Here is a 17,433-nt window from a genome sequence, read left to right on the forward strand (position 1 = left end):
AATGAGAACCCCCGCCCCTTCACATGGACGAAGAGCGCCGACGAGATCCTCGAACGCCTGGCCTCATATCTTAATCGAATTCCCGGCGCAGGACAGTAGATGTCGTAGGCGGTGACCCCGGCGGCATCGGTGGCGCGCCCCCAGGTGAGGGTGACCGCCCGGCTGCCCTCCACCGCGCCGCGCAGGGCCGGCGGACGGGTGGGCGGCGTGGTGTCGTCCGGGGCGGCCGCGGGGGTGGTCACGGGTACGGCGGCGCTGGGCGCGGACAGGTTGCCGGCGGCGTCCCGGGCGCGGACGGTGAAGCTGTACGCGGTCGAGGGCGTCAGCCGCTCCACGTCGACCATGGTCCGGCCGGCGGGGACCGCCGCGACCTTGCGGCCCTTGTGGAGCACGTCGTAGCCGGTGACGCCCCGGTCGTCCGTCGAGCGCTCCCACATGACGTGGACGGAGGTGGCGCTGCCGGCCTGGGCGGTGACCCCGGCGGGGGTGGAGGGGCGTTCGGTGTCCCTGGCCTCGTCCGCGTCCGCGCCGCCGCCGCACGCGCTGAGCAGGAGGACGGCGACGACGGTCGGCACGGCGGCGGTGAGGGGGCGTTGCACGGTCGGCCTCCACGTACGACTGGATATTGGTCCAGACCTGTATGGCATACGTGGGGAGAGGCTTCAAGAGCGCGGACGCCATCGGTCGCGGCGCTTCCCCGCGTCCGTCCGTCGCAGCGCCTTCCCGGTGCGCTCGGCCAGCGCCGTGACCCGCGGGTCGGGATGGTGGGCGGCGAGGGCGTCCATGACGTCGCGGGCGGTGTCCCGGTCGGCCCGGACCAGTGCCTCGGCCAGGGCGCGGGCGCCGCCGGGCCAGTGGGAGGCGGCGGCGTCGAAGGCGCCGGGCAGCGTCCGGGGCGCGGCGCCCGCGTACGGCTCCTCCCCTTCGGCGGCGGGCGGGTGGGCGCGCAGGTCCCGGTGCCGGTGGCCGTCCAGCTCCTCCAGGGTCAGCACCGCGCGGGCGGCGGGCGGCACACGCTCGGCGTCCTGGGGGGTCGCCTCCCCCCGCGCGGTCAGCAGCCGGTGGGCGCGGGCCCCGGTGGCGGGGTGGGCGAGCGCGCCGCGCAGGGCCTCGGCGGGGACGGCGGCGAGCGCGAGGCGGGCGTACAGCGCGGCGGTGTCGACGCCGCGGAAGTCCGCGCCCTTGGCCGCCTCGACGGCGCCGAGCAGCTCGCCCCAGGCGGTGACGCCCCGGCCCGCCGTCCACCGCGACAGCGTGTCGGCGGCCGTCCGCTCCGGCCAGCTCCCGACGGCGGCGACCACCTCGGCGGCCTCCCACTCCGAGACCTCCTCGTCGCCGGGGGCCGCGACGTGACCGGCGGTCAGGACGCGCCGGAGCACGGCTCCGCCCAGCGGTGTGAGGCCGTACGCGTCACCCGCCCGGAAGACGCAGCCCGTCGCGGCCAGCCGGTCGACCACGTCCGCCAGGGCCCGGGCGTGGGCCTCCAGGTCCGCCAGGTCCTCGTCCCCCGGGGCCGGGGCGCCCAGGAGGTCGGGGAGCCGGTCGGGGGACGGGATCGTGTACGGCCGCCCGTCCGGCCCGCCCTCCGGGACCGGGACGGGGGCGTCCTCCAGGTCCGGGTCGACCGGCAGGCCGCCGCTCTCGGCCGCCTTGCGTACGACGGAGTCGGCGGTGCCGCCCCGCTCGTACAGCGCGTACAGCAGGTGCGCGGCGTCCGGCGCGTACTCCGAGCCGGAGGTGGCGCCGACGTCCTCGACGACCGCCGCCAGGATGTCCGCCGCGAGGTCGGTCAACTCCTCGGGGGTGCCGTCCGTCCAGACCGTGGCGGCCGGTCCGGTGAAGCAGCGCTCGGCGATCGCGGGGGGCGCGTCGCCGGAGCCCGCCGCGAGGGCGGCCGGCAGCGGGGCGGCGTGCAGCAGCGCCCGGATCGCGTCCCGGGCGGGCGGTCCGGGCGGTGGAGGGAGGGGCCTGGTCGCGTCGCCGTAGTAGTCGAGGTGTTCGCCGAGCAGCCGGTCCGCGAGGGCGAAGTGGGGGATCGACTCGGGGCCGGGCGCGAGGGCGGCGTGCGGGCCGTCCGGTTCGGCGAGCGCGTCGCCCAGGCCCGCGGCCGTCCAGCGGTCGCCGAGCGCGGCGGCGATCCGCTCCAGCTCGGCGGGGAGCTCCTCGTCGGGGCGGTCGGTGTCCAGGAGCAGGCCGGGCAGCAGCGGGCCGGCCGGGGACGGCGTCTCCACGTCGCGGGCGAAGGCCGCGAGCAGCGCCTCGGCCAGCCGGACGCGGACCGCGAAGGTGCGGGCGGCGACGTCGGAGCGGTGCAGCGGGGCGGGGAGGGCCGGACGGTCGGCGTGCGGGGTGTCCTCGTGGACCGCGAGCCACGCCCGTACGGCGCCGGCGTCGCCGGCGTCCACGCCGTCGTCGCGCAGCAGGGACGCGTACCAGCGCGGCCAGGTCAGGTTCCACGGGTCGGCCATGGCCCGGCGGAACTCCGGTACGGCCTCCTCGATCGCGGCGAGCAGCCGGGCGTGCCGCTTGGCGTTGAGCCGCCCGGCGTCCCGGAGCCGGTCGGCGAGCGCGGTGAGCACCTCCGGGACCGCGTCGACCTCCGCCGGGGTGCCCCACAGCAGTACGGGCAGGTCCTCGTGGAGCAGCGGGCCCAGGAGTCTCGCCGTCGGCTCGGGGACACCGGTCCTGCGGTCGGCCCCGCGCAGGGCGAGCAGTGTCAGGACGGCGTCCGCGGGGCGCGAGGGCAGGGGGGCTCCGCCGCGGGCCTCGCGTTCCTTGTCCGCCCGGGCCAGGAAGTCCGCGAGTCCGGTGTTCGGAGCGGGTGTACGGAGAACGGTCACTCGGGGAGCGTATGGGCCCCGTCCGCGTCGGCGCGGTCGCGCGCCCGGGTGGCTAGCCCGTTCGGGCGACGCCGTCGCCCGGTGGGCGCGCGGTGGGGCACGCGACGGCCCGGTGGGCGGGGCTGCGGCGAGCGGACGGCGGGCACGCGCGTGCGGCGCCCGCCTCCGGTCCGGTGGACCGATGAGTTTCCGGGCCGTCGGCGGTCTGCCCCCACATGGACATGCACACGGAGGCGGCCATGCTCGATCTCGGACCCGCGACGCGCCGGGTGGCGGAACTGCTGGACGGCGTCACCGACGACCGGCTCGACGGCCCGACGCCCTGCCCGGACTACACCGTCCGGGACCTGCTGGCCCATCTGGCGGGGCTCGCGGTCGCCTTCCGGGACGCCGGGAGGAAGGCGTTCGGGCCCACCACCGACACCAGCCCGCAGAACGGCCTGCCGCCCCTCGGCGACGACTGGCGCGCCGCGCTCCCCCGCCGGCTCGACGAGCTCGCCGTCGTGTGGCGGGCGCCGGACGCCTGGGCGGGCACCACCCGGGCGGGCGGGGTCGTCCTGCCGGGCGAGGTGGCGGGGCTGGTCGCGCTGAACGAGGTGCTGGTCCACGGGTGGGACCTGGCGCGGGCCACCGGCCAGGAGTACGCGCCGGACGAAGCGTCCCTGGAGGCCTCCCGCGCCCTGCTCGCCTCCGCCGCCGAGGACTCCGACGAGAGCCCGTTCGGCCGGCCCGTACCGGTACCGGACGGCGCTCCGCTGCTCGACCGTGTGGTCGGCCTCAGCGGCCGCCGCCCCGACTGGAGCCCCTCGGCGAACGCCTGACCCCGGTGCGTGCCCTGTCAGTACCCGCCCCCTGGGCCCCGTACCGCGCTCCGGACGGGGCCCGGGCGCCTCAGTAGCCGTGGCGGGAGGTGACTCTCCCGGGACCGGTCGCACCGGCTCGCGTCCACCCGGGCACGAGCCGGGGTACCCCCCAGGGGCCGGCTGACCGCCCGGGGCGGACTCGCCGGCCCCCTCGGGGCAGCCCGGGGCGCAACGGCCGGCCGGGACTGCCCTGAGGTTCGGTCACTTTCGCCAGAACAGGTGGTGCGTCATGCCGCTCGGGCTGGGCACGACCTCCAGGTGGAACCGGTCGAGCAGCTCATCGGGTGACTCCCACAGTCGCAGTCCGGACCCGAGCTTCACCGGTGAGACCGCCACATGCATGGTGTCGACGAGGTCGGCGTCGAGGAACTGCCGGACGGTGGTGACCCCGCCGCCGAGTCGGACGTCCTTGCCCCGCGCCGCCTCCCGCGCCTGCTCGAGGACCGTGGCCGGGTCGCCGTCCACGAAGTGGAACGTGGTGTCGGACAGCGTGAACGACGGACGCCTGTGGTGGGTCATGACGAACACCGGGGTGCGGAACGGCGGCTCGTCGCCCCACCAGCCGAGCCACTCGTGGTCGTTCCAGGGCCCGCGCTGGGGCCCGAACTTGTTGCGGCCCATGATCTCGGCACCGATGTTGCGCGGGTAGTCCCGCGTGAAGTAGTCGTCGAGACCCCGGCTCCCGCCGGGATCCGTGCGCCTGGGCCAGCTCGCCGTGGCGCCGGCCCACGCGAACAGCTTCGCGGGATCGACGCCGTGGCCGAACGGGTTCTCGAAGGTCTGGTGCTCGCCGGCACCGATGCCGTCACTCGAGACGGTGAAGTTCTGGACTCGCAACAGCTGAGCCACGTGTTCCTCCAGAGTTGTCGGACAACGGTGGTGAGACTCCCCGGGCCGAAGAACATCATCGCTCCGTCCGTGACCGGTCGGACGTGCGCCCGGACGGGCGGGAAGCCGCCGCGCCCGGGACGACGACACCCGCTCCCGCTACGGCCCGCTCGTCGCCGGCATCGACGCCCCCGCCGGATGGCGTTGGCGCGGGGCCTGAACGGGCGCGCGGGCGCGTACGGCACCGGCGGTGCCGTACGCGCCCACCGATCCGGCCCTGCGGCCGTCAGTGCGCCGGTGCCGGCCTGGCGGCGCGGGTCTCGGAGATCTCCTCCCCCGGTTCCATGGGGGCGGTGACCTCGTCGGCGTCGCGGCCTCCCTTGCCCAGATGGTTGAAGACCAGGTTGAGCAGGACGGCGGCGACGCAGCCGGTGGAGATGCCGGAGTCAAGGATGATCTTCGCGGTCTCCGGGAAGGCGTGGTAGAACTCCGGCGCGGTGATCGGGATGATGCCCACGGCCAGCGAGACGGCCACGATCAGGACGTTGTTGTCCTTCTCCAGGCCGGCCTTGACCAGGGTCTGGATGCCGCTGGCCGCGACCGAGCCGAAGAGGACGACGCCCGCGCCGCCGAGCACCGGGCGCGGCACGACCGAGATGAGGGAGGCGGCGACCGGCGACAGTCCCATGAGGACCAGGAAGCCACCGCCCGCCGCGACCACGAACCGGCTGCGGATCCTGGTCATGGCGACGAGCCCGATGTTCTGCGCGAAGGCGCTGCACATGAAGCCGTTGAACAGCGGGCTGATGGCCGAGCCGAGGGTGTCGGCGCGCAGGCCGGCCGCGATGGTTTTCTCGTCGGCGGGCCGTTCGACGATTTCACCGAGCGCCAGCATGTCGGCGGTCGACTCGGTCATCGAGACGAGCATCACCACGCACATGGAGATGATCGCGGCGAGGGCGAACTGCGGTGCCCCGAAGTGGAACGGCACCGGGAAGCCGACGATGTCCGCCTCGGTGACGGGGCTGAAGTCGGTGACGCCGAACGGGATGGCGATCAGCGTGCCCAGGACCAGGCCGATGAGGACGGCGATCTGCTTGACGAACCCCCGGGTGAACCGCCGCAGCACCAGGACCAGGGCCAGGGTGATCGCCGCGAGGGTGAGGTACGTGGTCGACCCGTAGTCCTTCGCCGCCGGATTGGGCCCCTGGGCCCAGCCGAAGGCGACCGGCAGCAGGGAGACCCCGATCAGGGTGATGACGGTGCCCGTGACGACCGGCGGGAAGAACCGGACCAGCTTGCTGAAGTACGGGGCGGCGATGAAGCCCAGCAGGCCGGCGACGATGATCGCGCCGAAGATGACCGGGAGGGCGTCGGCCTTGTCGTCGGTGGTGTCGACGATGGCGAGCATCGGGGCGACACCGGCGAAGGTGACGCCGTTGACGAACGGCAGCCGGGCGCCGATCTTCCAGACGCCGAGGGTCTGCAGGAAGGTGGCGAGGCCGGCGGTGAAGAGGCTGGCGCCGGTGAGGAAGGTGAGTTCGGTGCCTGAGAGCCCGACTGCGGCTCCGACGATCAGGGGCGGGGCCACCACGCCCGCGTACATGGCGGCCACGTGCTGGAGGCCGCTGGTGAACATCTTCAGGGGCGGGAGCGTCTCGTCGACCGGGTGCTTCCGGTCCGCCGGGGCGGCTCCTGCGCCGGCGCCCTCGGGGGCGTCGGGGGCGTCTGCGTCGTTGCGAAACCTGGGCTTGGCGGCCACGTGGGTTCCTCCGGTCGGTTACACGTGCTCGGGGACGTGGGTTTCAGGGAGGTGGTGCAGGTGTTGCGCCCGGGGGGGGTGTGCCGTCAGCGATGCCGACACCCTTCACCGTTCCGGGGGGTGCGTACCTCCTTGCGGTACGGCACCCCCCGGTCCGGCTGCCGCGGACCCCGCTCGGGTCCGCGGCGACCGGTCGAGGGCCGTCCCCCTCGACCGGACTTCGTGGATCGCCCACCCGCGTCAGGCGCGGGCGGCGATGTGCGCCACCAGGAGGTCAGCCCTGGGCGGCGATACGGGCGAGGCGCTGGGCCTCGTCCCGGGTGGAGCGCGCGATGGCGTCCTCGTCGACCGTCAGCAGACGGTTGTCCGCGACGATCTGCCTGCCGTTGACGAACGACGCGGTGACCGGCGCCGCCGCACCGAAGACCAGGGCGGTCACCGGGTCGGCGATGGAGGCGTGGGCGAGCGTGTCGAGCTTCCACAGCACCAGGTCGGCGAGCTTGCCGGCTTCCAGGGAGCCGATCTGCGAGGCCCGGCCGAGGACCTGCGCGCCGCCGTACGTCCCCAGGCGCAGGGCCTGGCGGGCGTTCAGGGCGGCCTCGCGGTGCACCGGGTTCAGGCGGTTGATCAGCAGCGCGTTGCGCAGCTCGGTGTGGAGCTCACCGGACTCGTTGGAGGCGGTGCCGTCGACGCCGAGGCCCACCGGCACACCGGCCTTGAGCATGTCGGGTACGCGGGCGATGCCGGCGGCGAGGCGGGCGTTGGACGACGGGCAGTGGGCCACGCCGGTCCTCGTCCGGGCGAAGGCCTCGATGTCGGAGTCGTTCATGTGGACGCAGTGCGCCATCCACACGTCCTCACCGAGCCAGCCGGTGGACTCGAAGTAGTCCGTGGGGCCCATGCCGAACAGTTCCTTGCAGAACTGCTCCTCCTCCACGGTCTCCGAGCCGTGGGTGTGCAGCCGTACGCCGAGGCGGCGGGCCAGCTCGGCACCCTGCCTGAGCAGCTCGGTGGAGACGGAGAACGGTGAGCAGGGGGCGACGGCGACCTGGGTCATGGCGTCGAAGGAGGCGTCGTGGTGCTTCTTGACGGTCTCCTCGGTGGCGGCGAGGGCGCCTTCGAGGGTCTCGACGGCGAAGTCCGGCGGCAGACCGCCGTCCTTCTCGCTGCGGTCCATGGAGCCGCGGGCGAGGGTGAAGCGGACACCCATCTCGGACGCGGCCTTGATGATGGCGCCGGACAGGTCGCCGGAGTTCTTCGGGTAGACGTAGTGGTGGTCCATGGCGGTGGTGACGCCGCCGCGGGCCATCATGCCCAGGGAGCCCTGGGCCGCCGCGTACCCCATCCGCTCGTCGATGCGCGCCCACGTGGGGTAGAGGGCGACCAGCCAGTTGAAGAGGTTGTGGTCGGTGGCCAGGCCCCGGGTGATCCACTGGTAGAAGTGGTGGTGCGTGTTGATCAGGCCGGGGGTGACCAGGTGGCCGGTGGCGTCCAGGCGCCGTACGACGTTCTCCAGCCCCCGGGGGGCCTTGCCCGCTCCGACCGACTCGATCCTGTTGTCCGCGATGACCAGGTGGCCCGAGGCGTACTCGGTGTCGTGGGCGTCGACGGTCGCGATCGCGCAGTTCTCGATCACGATGCGCTGGGGCGCGCTCTGGGCTGCCGAAGGTGCCATGGTGCTTCCTTCTTCTGTCAGTGGCGGTGGCTGGGGGTCCCCCGTGGACGGGAGTCCCCGGGGGAGGGCACGGCAGGACCCTAGGAGGATTTGAGTGCCGGGGCCGTGTGAGGGCTCCGGGTGCCGAGGTGGTGGAAGAACAGGTTCAGCAGGACCGCGACGAGCGCTCCCGCGCTGATCCCGGAGCCGAGTACGGTCTGTGCCCAGGCCGGGAACTGTGCGTAGAAAGTGGGAGCGGCGAGCGGGATGATGCCCGCTCCCAGGGCGACGGCCACCAGGATGATGTTGGAGCTGTCGTCGAGCCCGGCTTCGGAGAGCGTACGGATGCCGCTGACCGCGATCGAGCCGAACAGGACGATACCGGCGCCGCCCAGGACGGGCATGGGGACGAGCGAGACGACCGCGCCCAGCACCGGGAAGATCCCGAGGACCAGGAGCGCGCCGCCGGCGACGGCGACGACGTAGCGGCTGCGCACCCGGGTGAGGGAGACGACGCCGACGTTCTGTGCGAAGGCCGAGGTGGGGAACCCCCCGAAGACGGGGCCGATCAGGGTGGCGATGCCGTCCGTGCGCAGGCCCCGGGTGATGGTCCGGCCGTCGGTGCGGCGTTCGCAGATCTCGCCGAGGGCCAGCATTCCGGCGCTGGACTCGGTCATCAGCACCAGCATCACGATGCACAGGGAGAGGATCGCGGCGGGCTGGAAGTCGGGGGCGCCGAAGGCGAAGGGCGCGGGCAGGGCCGCGACCGGCGCCTCCTTCAGGGCGGCGAAGTCCGCCATGCCGAAGGGGATCGCGGCGAGGGTACCGATGAACAGGCCGAGCAGCAGGGCGATCTGCTTGACGAATCCCCGGCCGAAGCGCTGGAAGAGCAGGATGACGACGAGGGTGAAGGCGGCGAGCGCCAGGTACCTCGTGGCGCCGAAGTCGGCGGCGTGCTTGTCCCCGCCCTGCGCCCAGCTCACCGGTACCGGCATCAGGGTCACCCCGATGAGAGTGATAACGACCCCGGTGACGAGCGGCGGGAAGAAGCGCAGGAGCCGGCCGAAGAAGGGGCCGACGACGAGGCAGAACACCCCGGCGACCATCACGGCGCCGTAGATGGCGGGAAGTTGCCGGCCCGGGACGCTGGTCTCGGCGATGGCGAGCATGGGCGCGATGCCGGCGGAGGAGGCGGCGTTGACGAACGGGAGCCGGTTCCCCGCGAAGCCCGCGACGCCGACGGTCTGGAGGATGGTGGCGAGGCCGGCGATGAGCAGGCTCGCCGCGATCAGCCGGGTCATCCCGGCGGTGTCCAGGCCGGCGGCCTGGCCGATGATGAGCGGAGGGGTGACGACGCCCGCGTACATGGCGGCGATGTGCTGGAGTGCGGCGGGGACGAGCCGCGAGAAGGGGAGCTTTTCGTCCACCGGGTGACAGGGGATCTTCTCCGGTGGGGTGGAACACGGGCCTTCTGGTGCGGGCCCCGGTGCAGGCTGTGCCATTGCTGGTCCCTCCGGTCCGGTGCCGCCCCGCTCTCCTTGAGGGCGGGCGGGGCGGTCATCGGCCTGGCAATCAGAGGTTGGTCATGTCGACCGGGATCTGCGGCTCCACACCGTCCCGGAGGATGGTGGCCTCGATGAGGCCGTACGGGCGGTCCGCCGCGAAGTAGACCTCGTTGTCGTTCTTCAGACCGAACGGCTCGAGGTCGACCAGGAAGTGGTGCTTGTTCGGCAGGGAGAAGCGCACCTCGTCGATCTCCGACCGGTTGTTGATGATGCGCGCGCCCATCTGGTACAGCGTCTGCTGCAGCGACAGGGAGTAGGTCTCCGCGAAGGCCTGGAGCATGTGCTTCCTGACCTGCTCGTAGGACTTCTCCCAGTTGGGCATCCGCTGTTCGTCGTCGGTCCAGTTGAACCGCCAGCGGCCGGACACCTGGGTGGCGAGGATGCGGTCGTACGCCTCCTGGAGGGTGGTGTACTTGTCCTTCACGTACCCCCAGAACTCCGAGTTGGTGGAGTTCATGACGACCAGGTCCTTCAGGCCGGAGATGACCTGCCAGTTCTCACCGTCGTAGGTGATCTCCGAGACGCGGGTCTCCTGGCCCTTGCGGACGAAGGAGTGCTTGACCTCGTCGGCGCCGATGAACTTGGAATTGGCGTCGGAGGTCTCGATGCGCTCCCAGGCGTACTCCTCGATGCGGATGCGCGCCCGGTGGATCGGCTCCTGCGACGTCACGAAGTGACGGGCGAGGTGGATGCCGAACTGCTCGGCGGACTCGATGCCGTACTCCTTGGCGAACGCGTACACCGTGTTCTTGGTGGTGTCGGTCGGCAGGACGTTGGCGTTCGAGCCGGAGTAGTGGACGTCGTCCATGTCGCCGGAGAGGGCGACCGAGACGTTCAGGTCCTTGATGTGGTGGGTGTCGCCGTCCCGCGTGATCCTGACGACGCGGTTCTCTGCTTTGCCGTACTGGTTCTGGCCGAGAATCGTGGGCATGTGTCTGCTAGCTCCCTCGGTAAACGGAGTAGCCGAACGGGTTGAGCAGCAGCGGTACGTGGTAGTGCTCGCCCGGGACGACGGCGAACGTGATCGCCACCTCCGGGAAGAACGCGCCGCTGTCCCTTACGCGGGGGGCGTCCTGCTGCGCCTCGGCTTGCTTCACTGTGTTGTTCGAACGCGTGAAGTACGCCTCGGTCTCGAAGTCGAGGCGTACGTGGGTGGTGCCTTCCGGCAGGGCCGGCAGGTCCTTGCAGCGCCCGTCCGCGTCGGTCGCCGAGCCGCCGAGCGCCTCCCACTGCGCGCCGGACCCACTGCGGGCCGACAGGGAGATGGCGACGCCCTCGGCGGGGCGTCCGATGCTGGTGTCCAGGATGTGCGTGGACACCGACGCGGTGGTCTCGGTGCTCATGCGGCGCTCTCTTCCTCTGCGAGACGGGTCAGCCGGATGCGGTTGATCTTGCCCAGTTCGGTGCGGACGATCTCCCGCTCCCGCTCGGGCGAGTTGTCGATCCGGTCGCGGACCGCGTCGCGCATCTGCTCGCCGGTCCGGCCGGTGGCGCAGATGAGGAAGACGTGTCCGAACTTCTCCTGGTAGGCCAGGTTCAGTTCGAGCATCTCGGTCTTGAGGTCCTCGGAGGCGCCGGCCATTCCGCTCTGTTCGCGGGAGGAGGTCGGGTCGCCGGGCTTCGGGCGGCCGATCGGCGGGTGCCCCGCCATCGCCTCGGCCAGGTCTTCCGCGGTCAGCTCGGCCGTGGCGGCGTCACTGGCGAGAAGGAGGGCCTCGGTGGTGGCGTACGGGCGCTGGGCGAGCAGCTTGCTCCCCCACGCCGAGCTGGCGCACACCTCGTGCAGGGCGGCGAGCGCGTCGCTGTCCTTGGCGGTGTTGAACCGGGTGAGGCCCGTGGAGGGTTCGGGGGTCTCCCCCGAAAGGCGCTGTGTACTCGAAGTCACGGGAGCCTCCGTGGCTGTTTTCCTGTGCTTGGACGGGCTGCGGATAGCTAACGCCCTGCCGCAACACCCCGTCAACACTTTGTTGAAACTTCGGTGACACAAAAGCCGCCGTCCCGGCATCCGGACGGCGGCCGACTGCGCGCTGTGGTCAGCTACTCACTCTTCGCGGCATTCTCCCTGTTCAGGTAGTTGTACACGGTGAACCGGCTGACCCCGAGAGCGCCCGCGACCGTCTCCACGCCGTGGCGTACGGAGAACGCGCCCCGCGCCTCCAGCGTACGGACGACCGCCTGTTTGGTCTTGCGGTCCAGCTCCGGCAGCGGCTTGCCGTGCCGGCGCTCCATCGCGGCCAGGATGTGGTCCAGCGAGTCGGCGAGCTGCGGCAGCCGGACGGCGAGGACCTCCTCCCCCTCCCAGGCGAGGACGACGTCGTCGGCCTCGGCCTGCTCGGGGGCCAGCAGCGTGGCGCCCATGGCGTCCACCAGCGGCTTCACCGCGGTGACCAGAGGGTGATCTCCCGGCTCGGTCACTTCTCGCCCCCTCCGCCCTGCCCGGCCTCGCCGATCACGTTGACCTGTAGCGACACCCGCGTGGCGCCCGCCCCCAGGGCCTGGCGGAGGAGGGCGTCGACCGCGGTGAGCACCGCGTCCGCGCCACCTTCGGCCGTGTTGCCGAACGGGCCCACGTCCACGGCGTCCAGCTCGGCCGCCTGGATGACCTCGCGGGCGACCACCGCGTGGGCGGGCGCCTCGTCGAGATCGAAGGGCTCTGTCGTGAACTCCACTCTCAGTCGCTGCATGCCCCCACGTTAAGCAATCGCGGTGCCGCGCGGTGCGACGGGCGGCGGCCCCGGCCTCGCGGGAGGCACCCCGGCCGCCGGCGGCGCGTCCCCGGCCGCCGGGTGGTGCGCGGCCGGGGACCCGGGGCCGCCCCGCGCGGCCCGTGGCGGCCGGCAGACCCAAGGCGCCTGTACGCGGGGCCCCGCATCTCGGCGTACGGCGGCGAAGGCGCAGGTCACAGGGGTGACGGCGGCGGTCGGCTGTAGCGGCGTACAAGCGAGGCGCGCACGTTTCGGGGCATCGCCCGGAAGGCGCCTTTTTTGAGCGGCGCCCTTGACAGCCCTCCCCCACGCCGGGCAATCTTCCGTTAAGCAGAAACGAACTTCCGCAATACGGAAGGAGCGCCGAACCCCTCATGGGATACACGGACCAGCGCTTCAATGTGAACCTGTCGATCCTCTTCACCGAACTCCCGCTCCTGGAGCGCCCCGCGGCCGCCGCCGCGGCCGCCGCCGCGGCCGGCTTCACCGCGGTCGAGCTGTGGTGGCCCTGGATCGAGACGCCGACGCCCGACCAGAGCGAGCTCGACGCCCTCAGGAAGGCTCTGGACGACGCCGGCACCCAGCTGGTCGGCCTGAACTTCTACGCCGGGCGGCTGCCCGGCCCCGACCGCGGCGCCCTGTCCGTCCCCGGTGAGGAGTCGGACCGCTTCCGCGCCAACATCGGCGTGGCCGCGGACTTCGCCGCCTCCGTCGGCTGCAAGGCGCTCAACGCCCTGTACGGCAACCGTGTCGACGGCGTCGACCCGGCCGCCCAGGACGAGCTGGCCCTGGAGAACCTGGTGCTGGCGGCCCGCGCGGCCGACCGGATCGGCGCCATCCTGCTGATCGAGGCCCTCAACAAGCCGGAGTCCCCGCGCTACCCGCTGGTGAGCGCCCCGGCCGCGATCGAGGTCGTCGACAAGGTCAACGCGGCCACGGGCCTTGGCAACGCCAAGTTCCTGCTGGACCTCTACCACCTGTCGATGAACGGCGAGGACCTCCACGAGGTCATCGAGAAGTACACCGACAGGACCGGTCACGTCCAGATCGCCGACAACCCGGGCCGAGGCGCGCCGGGCACCGGCGACCTCGACCTCGCCGGCCTGCTCGACCGCCTGAGGAAGGCCGGTTACGAGGGCTGGGTCGGCCTGGAGTACAAGGCCGGCGACCGCCCGAGCGCGGAGAGCTTCGAGTGGCTTCCCCGGCCGCAGCGCGCGGCCAACTGACTTCACGTACAACAGCTTTGAGAGAGGTACCCTCATGAGCACGCTCCCCAAGGTCGCGTGGATCGGTCTCGGCATCATGGGCTCGCCCATGTCCGAGAACCTCCTGAAGGCCGGTTACCCGGTCACCGGCTACACGCTGGAGCAGGACAAGCTGGACCGGCTGGCGAAGGCCGGTGGCACGGCCGCGAAGTCGATCGCCGAGGCGGTCGCCGACGCGGACGTGATCATCACCATGGTCCCCGCGTCCCCGCAGGTCGAGGCCATCGCGTACGGCCCGGAGGGCATCCTCGAGAACGCCAGGCGGGGCGCCCTGCTGATCGACATGTCCTCGATCACCCCGCAGACCTCCGTCGACCTGGCCAAGGCCGCGGCCGACAAGGGCGTCCGCGTGCTGGACGCCCCGGTGTCCGGCGGCGAGGCCGGAGCCATCGAGGCCGTACTCTCGATCATGGTGGGCGGCGAGCAGGCCGACTTCGACGCGGCGCTGCCGATCCTCGAGGCGCTCGGCAAGACCATCGTCCTGTGCGGTCCGCACGGCTCCGGTCAGACGGTGAAGGCCGCCAACCAGCTGATCGTCGCGGTCAACATCCAGGCGTGCGCCGAGGCCGTGGTCTTCCTGGAGAAGTCCGGCGTGGACCTCACGGCGGCGCTGGACGTCCTCAACGGCGGCCTGGCCGGCTCGACCGTCCTGACCCGCAAGAAGGACAACTTCCTGAAGCGGGACTTCGCCCCCGGCTTCCGCATCGACCTGCACCACAAGGACATGGGCATCGTGACCGACGCCGCCCGCAACGTCGGTGCCGCGCTGCCGGTCGGCGCCGTGGTCGCCCAGCTGGTCGCCTCCCTGCGCGCGCAGGGCGACGGCGGCCTGGACCACTCCGCCCTGCTGCGCGCCGTCGAGCGCCTCTCCGGCTCGCAGGTCTGAGCCTTCCGGCTCCTCCAGATTTCCGGGCGGCGTCGTCGCTGACACCTGTCCTGTCGCGCCCAGGCGGCGGCGCCGTCCGGAACACCCCTTCTTCACTTTCAACGAACTGTTGACGTGAGCTCGGAGGCGTCCTTACGCTCCTCGCACCGCCAGCAGCCCCGTACGTATCGGAAGGTCACGATGTCGAAGCGCGTGCTTACGACCGAGTCCGGCGCCCCCGTCGCCGACAACCAGAACTCCGCCACCGCCGGCGTCGGTGGCCCGCTCCTCCTCCAGGACCAGCACCTGCTGGAGAAGCTCGCCCGCTTCAACCGTGAGCGCATCCCGGAGCGTGTCGTGCACGCCCGTGGATCCGGTGCGTACGGCTACTTCGAGGTCACCGACGACGTCACCGCCTACACCAGGGCGGACTTCCTGGGCGAGGTCGGCAGGCGCACGGACCTGTTCCTCCGCTTCTCCACCGTCGCCGACTCCCTCGGCGGCGCGGACGCGGTCCGTGACCCGCGCGGTTTCGCGGTGAAGTTCTACACCGAGGAGGGCAACTACGACCTCGTCGGCAACAACACCCCGGTGTTCTTCATCAAGGACCCGATCAAGTTCCCCGACTTCATCCACTCGCAGAAGCGCGACCCGTTCACCGGCAAGCAGGAGCCGGACAACGTCTGGGACTTCTGGGCGCACGCCCCCGAGGCCACGCACCAGATCACCTGGCTGATGGGCGACCGCGGCATCCCCGCCTCGTACCGCCACATGAACGGCTACGGCTCGCACACCTACCAGTGGACGAACGCCCAGGGCGAGGCCTTCTTCGTCAAGTACCACTTCAAGACGAACCAGGGCATCCGCTGCCTGTCGTCCGAGCAGGCCGCCGAGGTCGTCGGCAAGGACGCCAACTCGCACCAGACCGACCTGCTCCAGGCCATCGAGCGCGGTGTGAACCCCTCCTGGACCCTGTACGTGCAGATCATGCCGGCGCACGAGGCGGCGGACTACCGCTTCAACCCGTTCGACCTCACCAAGGTGTGGCCGCACGCGGACTACCCGCTCCAGCGCGTGGGCCGCCTGGTCCTCGACCGCAACCCGGACAACGTCTTCGCCGAGGTCGAGCAGGCCGCGTTCTCGCCGAACAACTTCGTCCCCGGCATCGGCCCCTCCCCGGACAAGATGCTCCAGGGCCGACTGTTCGCCTACGCGGACGCCCACCGCTACCGTCTCGGCGTCAACCACACCCAGCTCCCGGTGAACGCCCCGAAGGCGACCGTGGCCGACAACTACGGCCGCGACGGCCTCATGGCCACCCGCAACGGCTCGCGCCACGACAAGAACTACGAGCCCAACTCGTACTCCGGCCCGGCGCAGACCGACGCGGCGCTCTCCGCGCCGCTGGCCGTCGCCGGCTACACGGGCACCCACGCGGCCCCGCAGCACGTCAAGGACGACGACTTCTTCCAGGCGGGCGAGCTGTACCGCCTGATGTCGGAGGAGGAGAAGTCCCGCCTCGTGGCGAACATCGCCGGCGGCCTGTCCCAGGTCTCCCGCGAGGACGTCGTCGAGAAGAACCTCGCTCACTTCCACGCCGCCGACCCGGACTACGGCAAGCGCGTCGAGGAAGCGGTCCGCGCCCTGCGCGAGGACTGAGCGCCCAGACCGCGTACGGCTCCTGACGGGAGGTCGGCAGCCGTACGCAGTCCGCACCGCGGGCCCGGATGAGGGGTGGTCGGCGGTACGGACAAGGTGAGGACCGCGGCGGTGCGCGTGCCAGTGCGGTGGTAAGGATTTCCGGCCCCCTTCTTGACCTGAAGGAAGGGCAAGCCGGATCTCCGTCGCCACCGCCGCGGTCCCTCCCCCCTCGAAACCCCCGTCCGGCGGTGCGAACGTCCTGTCGCGCCAGCCTCGCACCGTCGGACGGCTGCAAGAGCGCGACAAGTGAGGACCAGAGCGCGGAGCCGGGGTTTACGGTCCCCCGGCTCCGCGCTCTTCCCCTGCTCCCGACCAGGAACGAGCGGAACCGGGACGCCGACGACGCCGACGACGCCGAGAAGCGTGGATGATGGCGGCATGAATTTGAAGAAGCGCGTCATCCGGATGGGTCCGGCCGCCATGGACTGGGCCAGGGCGAATGGCCTCGACCCCGCGAAGATCGCGGAGGACGTCGAGATCGTGAGCGGCAGGTTCATCCGCTACCGCGAGGTCGTCACCGCCCCGGACGGCTCCACCACCCTCGGCGAGCCGCGCATCGTCCCCATGAAGGTGCCGCCCGCCGCCTGATCAAGTCGCGGCACCGTGGGGCCGCCGGGGGCATACCGCCCGACCCGAGGCGACCGTGCACCGCACGAGACGGAGCGCGGGCCGTACGCCGCGGGCTCGCGCGGGTCGACGCCGTCGGGCCTGTTGCGCTCGTACGGCCGCGGACGTCCACCGACATCAACGAGACGCAGTCCTCCCTCGCCCGGGGCATGGCCGCCACGTCCAGGGTCGCCTCCGGAGGCTGCCGCTCCTGCCGCCGCGAGGCGGGCCGCCTCGCCAAGTGCGTGCATTACTCCCAAGCCCGTCGAGCGACACACCGGGAGGGTGCCCTGCCGGCCGCCGCCGGGAAACCGGCGTTGTCAGTGGTGGGCCCTACCGTGGGAGACGTCCTTACCCGCGCTGCTGGCTGCTGCGTGCTGCGGACCGATCGGCCCCGCCCGGAACAGCGCCCGGACGGGGCCGCCCGCGGGTCGCCCGGCTAGCCGGACGACGGGTCGATCAGCTTGTCCAGGGCCCTCCTCACCGCCTCGTACGCCGCTGCCGTCATCTCGTCCGGTGCCTGCTGCTCCTGTCCGTGCACCCAGTCGCGGGTGACCCGGATACGGCGCAGCAGTTCGTCCGCGTCCACTACGTCTGCCATGGGAGACGGGTACCCCGGATTCGGCGGTTGCGCGCATGGGTGCCGATTACGCAGGGTGGGTATCACCTCACTGGACGTTCACCCCGCGTGTCTGTGAGAGCTCCGGAAAGGGGGGCCATGGCGTGGTATCCCGCTGCGACGCGCATGGAGTTGCAGCCAGAGTCGGACGCCCAGGCGG

At 72.0% G+C, this 17,433-nt stretch carries 16 protein-coding genes and 1 pseudogene; 5 read left to right on the top strand and 12 right to left on the bottom strand.

Annotation, left to right across the window (positions count from 1 at the left end):
• Positions 1-95 precede the first annotated feature (95 nt).
• Positions 96-599: pseudogene (locus AC07DW_RS14935) on the bottom strand (fibronectin type III domain-containing protein); the annotation flags it as partial.
• A gap of 63 nt (positions 600-662) precedes the next feature.
• On the bottom strand, positions 663-2,840 hold the full coding sequence (locus AC07DW_RS14940; RefSeq protein ID WP_478858063.1) for a hypothetical protein: 2,178 nt from the start codon (positions 2,838-2,840) through the stop codon (positions 663-665).
• A gap of 239 nt (positions 2,841-3,079) precedes the next feature.
• On the opposite strand from AC07DW_RS14940, the gene AC07DW_RS14945 reads away from it, so the two are divergent.
• Complete coding sequence (locus AC07DW_RS14945; protein WP_478858064.1) at positions 3,080-3,661, top strand: TIGR03086 family metal-binding protein; 582 nt, start codon at positions 3,080-3,082, stop codon at positions 3,659-3,661.
• Positions 3,662-3,904: 243 nt separating this feature from the next.
• On the opposite strand, the gene AC07DW_RS14950 is transcribed toward AC07DW_RS14945, so the two are convergent.
• From AC07DW_RS14950 to AC07DW_RS14990, 9 genes are all read right to left on the bottom strand, one after another.
• Entirely contained in the window at positions 3,905-4,552 is a 648-nt protein-coding gene (locus tag AC07DW_RS14950) for a dihydrofolate reductase family protein (RefSeq protein ID WP_478858065.1), read from the bottom strand.
• A gap of 265 nt (positions 4,553-4,817) precedes the next feature.
• Entirely contained in the window at positions 4,818-6,293 is a 1,476-nt protein-coding gene (locus AC07DW_RS14955; protein ID WP_478858066.1) for a nucleobase:cation symporter-2 family protein, read from the bottom strand.
• Positions 6,294-6,567: 274 nt separating this feature from the next.
• Complete coding sequence (locus AC07DW_RS14960; protein ID WP_478858067.1) at positions 6,568-7,968, bottom strand: 8-oxoguanine deaminase; 1,401 nt, start codon at positions 7,966-7,968, stop codon at positions 6,568-6,570.
• An 80-nt stretch (positions 7,969-8,048) separates the two neighbouring features.
• Positions 8,049-9,449: a nucleobase:cation symporter-2 family protein gene (locus tag AC07DW_RS14965; protein ID WP_478858068.1), complete on the bottom strand. Its 1,401-nt coding sequence runs from the start codon at positions 9,447-9,449 to the stop codon at positions 8,049-8,051.
• Between the two features lie 70 nt (positions 9,450-9,519).
• Positions 9,520-10,443 (bottom strand): factor-independent urate hydroxylase, encoded by a 924-nt coding sequence (pucL, locus tag AC07DW_RS14970; RefSeq protein ID WP_478858069.1) that lies wholly within the window; start codon positions 10,441-10,443, stop codon positions 9,520-9,522.
• A 7-nt stretch (positions 10,444-10,450) separates the two neighbouring features.
• Positions 10,451-10,855: a hydroxyisourate hydrolase gene (gene uraH / locus AC07DW_RS14975; RefSeq protein WP_478858070.1), complete on the bottom strand. Its 405-nt coding sequence runs from the start codon at positions 10,853-10,855 to the stop codon at positions 10,451-10,453.
• Complete coding sequence (gene uraD / locus AC07DW_RS14980) at positions 10,852-11,397, bottom strand: 2-oxo-4-hydroxy-4-carboxy-5-ureidoimidazoline decarboxylase (protein ID WP_478858071.1); 546 nt, start codon at positions 11,395-11,397, stop codon at positions 10,852-10,854. Before uraD ends, uraH begins: the two co-directional genes overlap by 4 nt.
• A gap of 152 nt (positions 11,398-11,549) precedes the next feature.
• Positions 11,550-11,927, bottom strand: a complete 378-nt coding sequence (locus AC07DW_RS14985) for a helix-turn-helix domain-containing protein (RefSeq protein WP_478858072.1) — start codon at positions 11,925-11,927, stop codon at positions 11,550-11,552.
• Positions 11,924-12,196: a YkoF family thiamine-binding protein gene (locus AC07DW_RS14990; protein WP_478858073.1), complete on the bottom strand. Its 273-nt coding sequence runs from the start codon at positions 12,194-12,196 to the stop codon at positions 11,924-11,926. Before AC07DW_RS14990 ends, AC07DW_RS14985 begins: the two co-directional genes overlap by 4 nt.
• Before the next feature lie 395 nt (positions 12,197-12,591).
• Here AC07DW_RS14990 and AC07DW_RS14995 point away from each other — a divergent pair, with 395 nt between their 5' ends.
• The 4 genes from AC07DW_RS14995 (at position 12,592) to AC07DW_RS15010 (ending at position 16,636) form a co-directional block, all read left to right on the top strand.
• The gene (locus AC07DW_RS14995) at positions 12,592-13,443 is read left to right on the top strand and encodes a TIM barrel protein (RefSeq protein WP_478858074.1); all 852 of its coding nucleotides are present in this window, start codon (positions 12,592-12,594) and stop codon (positions 13,441-13,443) included.
• Between the two features lie 34 nt (positions 13,444-13,477).
• Positions 13,478-14,368 carry a 2-hydroxy-3-oxopropionate reductase gene (locus tag AC07DW_RS15000; protein WP_478858075.1) on the top strand — a complete coding sequence of 297 codons (891 nt, stop codon included), beginning with the start codon at positions 13,478-13,480 and terminating at the stop codon, positions 14,366-14,368.
• Positions 14,369-14,548: 180 nt separating this feature from the next.
• Positions 14,549-16,006: a catalase gene (locus tag AC07DW_RS15005; RefSeq protein ID WP_478858076.1), complete on the top strand. Its 1,458-nt coding sequence runs from the start codon at positions 14,549-14,551 to the stop codon at positions 16,004-16,006.
• Positions 16,007-16,426: 420 nt separating this feature from the next.
• Positions 16,427-16,636, top strand: a complete 210-nt coding sequence (locus tag AC07DW_RS15010) for a hypothetical protein (RefSeq protein ID WP_478858077.1) — start codon at positions 16,427-16,429, stop codon at positions 16,634-16,636.
• A gap of 457 nt (positions 16,637-17,093) precedes the next feature.
• Here the strand turns inward: AC07DW_RS15010 and AC07DW_RS15015 are convergent, their stop codons facing one another.
• Positions 17,094-17,255 (bottom strand): hypothetical protein, encoded by a 162-nt coding sequence (locus AC07DW_RS15015; RefSeq protein ID WP_189549229.1) that lies wholly within the window; start codon positions 17,253-17,255, stop codon positions 17,094-17,096.
• Positions 17,256-17,433: the final 178 nt, after the last annotated feature.

This window comes from Streptomyces sp. NPDC045701, from assembly GCF_056432045.1.